Raw genomic sequence first — 5,008 nt, forward strand, 5'->3', positions numbered from 1 at the left:
GCTGTATAGCGTTGAATGACCTGCATTGCCTACCACTAAATACTGTATATATTTACAGTAGTTTAACTGAAAGCCAGCCGCTCACAATCAGAAATTTCTATTGATGAAGTAATAGCTGATAGAGATACTAGTCTGCATGTGGTTCTGTAACAGGCTGAGAGTGTTTGAGAGAGTAGCCCTTGCACAGTTTCTCTTTTTTTATGCTTTCGAGGGCTGAGTGTGCCTTTTCGTAACAATCAAAGGTGTCTACCTTGATTGTCCCCTTGGTACCAATTCTTCCCCATTGACGTAATAGAGCCCAATTACCAAACAGGTCTTTCTGAATCAAAAGTGTGTAAAATTTGTGAGTATTGGTCTCTGGATCACTGAGTTTTAGGTAAATCATCCATGGCCACCAGGTTATAGGCTGGCTTTGAGTTAAGCAGGGTATAGCAAGTTGATCAATTTACTTTTTTGTGACTACATCTTGCTAGGTGAGTACTTTAAACATAACTCATTCCTAGCTAAATACAATTACCCCACCAAAAGTAATCACCTACATCTGTTGCTTGCTTAGGCTAACGATTAATAATAGATGTACCACATTACGTATTACGCTTTTTAATAACATACTACCAGCATAGTAGAAAGCTTTCCGGTTCTTGGCATTATCGGCTGGATTTGAAAGGGCTACAGTTGAGGTCGATTTGGGATGGAGGGCGAAAGCCTTTAGGTTGATTAATGATTGGATTACAGAAATATTTCACCCCTGAAAATGATTTTTAAAATTAATAAATAAATTCACTGAAGTATTTTATTCTGATTAATTGCAATGACTGGATTCAAAATATTACGTTCAATAGCTGTTATGTGAAGCCAATCCAAGAAAATTGTTGACTTTAGTCACCATAGTCTATAACTTGTTCCTAGCTAGAAAGGAAGCCACTTTGATTTTATACTCTCCATTTCGCGTTTTTTCGTTCTGTAGATATTAAATTTTTGACTATTTTTCCCGCTATTCATGCCTCATAAAGGCAATCTTATACTTTATCTACAGGATATTATTTATGTCTAATGTAACTACTGGTACAGTAAAATGGTTCAACGAGACCAAAGGCTTTGGATTTATTGAGCAAAAATCTGGCCCTGACGTATTCGCACACTTTAGTGCAATCATGAGCTCTGGATTCAAAACACTGACTGAAGGCCAACTGGTTGAGTTCACTGTAACTCAAGGCCAAAAGGGCCCTCAAGCGGAAAACATTGTAGCTATTTAATAGCTAATTCTCTTATAAGGCAAGCTATAACAGCTTGCCTTTTTTGTGCCTAGAATTTATGTGGGTATCCATGCTGCCACGAACCGGTATTATCTGCTAGTTATGAATAGGTGGGATTGGAGCACTCAGCAATCTTAAGAGCTGGAGCTTGTTTTATAAATTATGGCCTAGTGAAATCATTAAAACTTTCGACAGATAGAGAATGACCTGATCTTGGGTAATTTCATTACAACGATAAACTGCGTCAATTAGATGTGGGCAGCGTACTAGATTGCCTTATCGGTTGGATAGACGCTATTTGCTGTATAATGTGTAAGTTGTTTACACTATCATATCCTTGTCAAGGAGACACAGCCAATCTCCCATAGTACAGTTCAATTACGCTACATAACTGGTGCATACAAATAAAATGCTATGAATAAATTATCACTGGGAGTCATAGGGACTTCAAAAAAAGAGAATGAGCGACGAGTAGCTATTCACCCAGAACATTTCTCTCGCCTTCCTAAACACATTCTTCGTCAATTGATATTCGAAAAAGGCTATGGAGCCCCCTTTGGTATCGATGACTCAGAAATTGCTGATCAAACAGGGGGGATTGCTTCACGGCAAGAATTATTAGCTGACCTAGGTACAGTCATCATTGCAAAGCCAGTTATCGAAGATTTACAAGCACTTCGTGAAGGTGGTGTTCTATGGGGGTATGTTCATTGTACGCAACAACGATCCATCACACAAATAGCAATTGATCGCCGGCAAACACTGATTGCCTTTGAAGATATGTACATTTGGGGTCCAAATGGCGAAGTTGGTCGTCACACCTTTTATAAAAACAACGAAATGGCGGGCTACTGCGCGGTCTTACATGCTCTACAGCTTAAGGGTATTGATGGTCATTATGGAAATAGGCGCAAAACCATTATTTTTGGTTTTGGGGCAGTTAGTCGCGGTGCTATCTATGCACTTAAAGCTCATGGATTTAGAGATATTACTATCTGTATTCAACGTCCTGATCACGAGGTGCGCGAGGAAATTCTCGATTGTCATTATGTCCGTGTTTGTGCAGACAAAACAGGTGATGAACGTATGCTGATAGTCGAGCATGATGGGGTTGAGTTCCCACTAAAAAATTTAATCAAAGAGTCAGACATAATTATAAACGGAACCTATCAAGAAACTGATCACCCTATTCACTATGTAACTAAAGATGAAACTTCATGCCTCAAACCTGGTTGCCTTATTATTGATGTTAGCTGCGACGAAGGGATGGGTTTTTATTTTGCTAAACCAACTACATTCAAAAATCCAATGCTGAAAATTGGTGTAGTGGATTATTACGCCGTTGATCATACACCAAGCTATCTATGGGAAAGCGCCTCTCGATCCATCTCAGCCGCCCTAATTGTTTACCTACCAACTGTAATTGAGGGCTATAACGGTTGGCAGCAAAGTGAAACTATTCGAAAAGCCATCAATATTGATAAGGGTGTGATTCAGAAGCCCTCTATTCTATCGTTTCAAAATCGCCAACAACAATATCCTCATGTAACCATTGGTACGCTTGATCAATAGGAATTTCAATTTTTTGTAAGGCTTCTTCAGTGTAGGGAACTGATACGTGTCACTTCGTAAAACACACGTTGAAATAAATTATTTTGGTACTTTTTGTTTTCTTTCATAAGGTTTGAGTGGCCTGACTCGTTTCAAGTAGCAGGTAAACTAGAGGGGGCACTGGGGACTTTTTAGCAATTCCGCCTAACCCTTTTGAACCTGGAGCACCGCTCAAAAACAGCCACTTATAAGGCTTTTGGTTAACTGAGTGGGGTCTAAGGTGAGTAGACCCCTAATACTAGTTCATATTATAGTCTTTGTTAGACTAGCATTTTTTAAACATCAAGCCATAACGATGAGTTAATTTTCCATCGATAGTATCAGTGGTAATTAAACCACTGTTTCTTCTAGCATACTTATTGTCCACTTTAATTTGAGTTTTAATGACAACCGGTGTAGTCGCATTACAAGAAGACCATACTAAACTACTGATACCTAAGCGGTCACTAATCGTATAATCTTCTGATATTGGGCCTTTAAAATTAGATTGTAGCGATGCTTCTCTAGGATTGCCAGCGAAGAAATAAGTAGATTTTTGCATAGCTTCAACATTGCGATCTAAATCTGCATAACCACGATAGTTTACATCTGCGATGGTAAAAGCAAATCCATTAGGGATTTTGAGTAAGACAGTTAAGTTACAAACTTTACGATTTTCACGTCTTGGAATACCTGGGCCTGCTTCTGCAATATACTCGTCAAATCCTAGTACGAATGACTTGCCATCAGGTGCTACGGTACTAGATACTGTGCCATTGGGGCATCCAGTGCCAGAGCTTTGAATGTTTTTGATGGTCACTTGTGCTAAATCTAAATGCACAGAGGTATCAGTGAAAGTGGCTGCAGATACAGTTGTGCCAGTAATTAAAAATACTGCAGATACTAAGAAAGTTTTTTTGATATAGGTCATTGAAATCTCCATTTTCTATATAAAAGTCGGCTTATTTAACGCTAATTTTTAGTTAATGTAGATTTTTTAAATTAACCAATCGAAGAGTAAAAATTAGCAACTATTAATTTATTAGCCGATATGTTTTGATATTAATTATTATCCTGGTCTACATTTCTCAGACATTGATTGGTGATTTAATGGTACATAAAGGAATGAATAATTCAAATAAAAATAAATATTTCTTGTAAATATTTGTTACTGAAAGTGAAGTGCGCAGCCACTGTTTTTTATGTTAGTAATAATTTGCTTTCGACTACCCCCATATTTATTATTGAGTATAAAAAATTATTCTAGGTTGCAACTGCAAAACCTTGGAGAGGCAAGTAAAGTACAATAATAAAATTGTAGAGCAAAACTATTGATTTATTTATTGAATAACTTGACCGATGCATGCCTCTATATAGCTGGAAGTGTTTAATAAGGTTAGTGATGAAGACATTACGCATATTGAACATACCCTAAATACACGAGGAAGAAAGAGTTTAGGTTATCGTTCCCCCAACCATGTTTTTTTAGAGTATTTAATGGCAGCTTAGAAAATAACAGTGGTGCGTTTCAGAGGGCGGAGGGCGAAACTCCACCAAATTAAACGCGAGTTTTAGGCCCTTTTCAAAAACACGACAGTTAATACCTGTACTTTCGTTGCACTATGAGGCATTTTGATGTGATTAAGCAAAGTCGGTTGCTGAAAGCCCATTACATACAACTCAAAACTAAGCTACTGTCTTATAAGTAGCCACCAAGTAAGTATTATCTGTCGTTTATTGAAAAGCGAGTGGTATCAAAAAGTTAAGTGCATTTTTGGCGGATTTGGCACGAATCCCGGCCAACCCTGAGATGGCTTTTAATCGTGGCTTGCCAGGCCTGGATATATAAATGCCGCCAGGCTACCATGGTTTGGTAATACTTAGGGTTGGTGGCGTAGCTGGGTGCAGTTAGAAGCAATATTCTAGCCCATCATGTGTTCTGCACCCTCAAAACTGGTTAATTTTTGTATAATAGTTAACCAGTTTCCGCTATATAAATCAATCACTTAGGGTTTTGCTACACACCGAGGCCAAAAGGGAATAATCAGTTTTAGTGCTATCGCGAGCATATCACGTGGCAGATTCACTGCCTTGCTTGTGTTGAACAACCATAAGTATTGTTTTCTGATAGCTGGAACTTCTGCAGTGTTTAACAATGCTGT

General features: G+C 38.2%; 4 protein-coding genes. 2 read left to right on the forward strand and 2 right to left on the reverse strand.

Annotated features, from left to right (window positions below; all coding sequences use genetic code 11):
• Positions 1–127 precede the first annotated feature (127 nt).
• Positions 128–385 carry a WGR domain-containing protein gene (locus ORQ98_RS29765; protein WP_425347730.1) on the reverse strand — a complete coding sequence of 86 codons (258 nt, stop codon included), beginning with the start codon at positions 383–385 and terminating at the stop codon, positions 128–130.
• A gap of 661 nt (positions 386–1,046) precedes the next feature.
• Here ORQ98_RS29765 and ORQ98_RS28890 point away from each other — a divergent pair.
• Positions 1,047–1,256: a cold-shock protein gene (locus ORQ98_RS28890; protein WP_274692297.1), complete on the forward strand. Its 210-nt coding sequence runs from the start codon at positions 1,047–1,049 to the stop codon at positions 1,254–1,256.
• Positions 1,257–1,670: 414 nt separating this feature from the next.
• Positions 1,671–2,828 (forward strand): N(5)-(carboxyethyl)ornithine synthase, encoded by a 1,158-nt coding sequence (locus tag ORQ98_RS28895; RefSeq protein ID WP_274692298.1) that lies wholly within the window; start codon positions 1,671–1,673, stop codon positions 2,826–2,828.
• A 304-nt stretch (positions 2,829–3,132) separates the two neighbouring features.
• Here ORQ98_RS28895 and ORQ98_RS28900 read toward each other — a convergent pair whose 3' ends face one another.
• Complete coding sequence (locus tag ORQ98_RS28900) at positions 3,133–3,777, reverse strand: DUF4360 domain-containing protein (RefSeq protein WP_274692299.1); 645 nt, start codon at positions 3,775–3,777, stop codon at positions 3,133–3,135.
• Positions 3,778–5,008: the final 1,231 nt, after the last annotated feature.

Source organism: Spartinivicinus poritis, from assembly GCF_028858535.1.
GTDB classification, from domain to species: Bacteria; Pseudomonadota; Gammaproteobacteria; order Pseudomonadales; family Zooshikellaceae; genus Spartinivicinus; species Spartinivicinus poritis.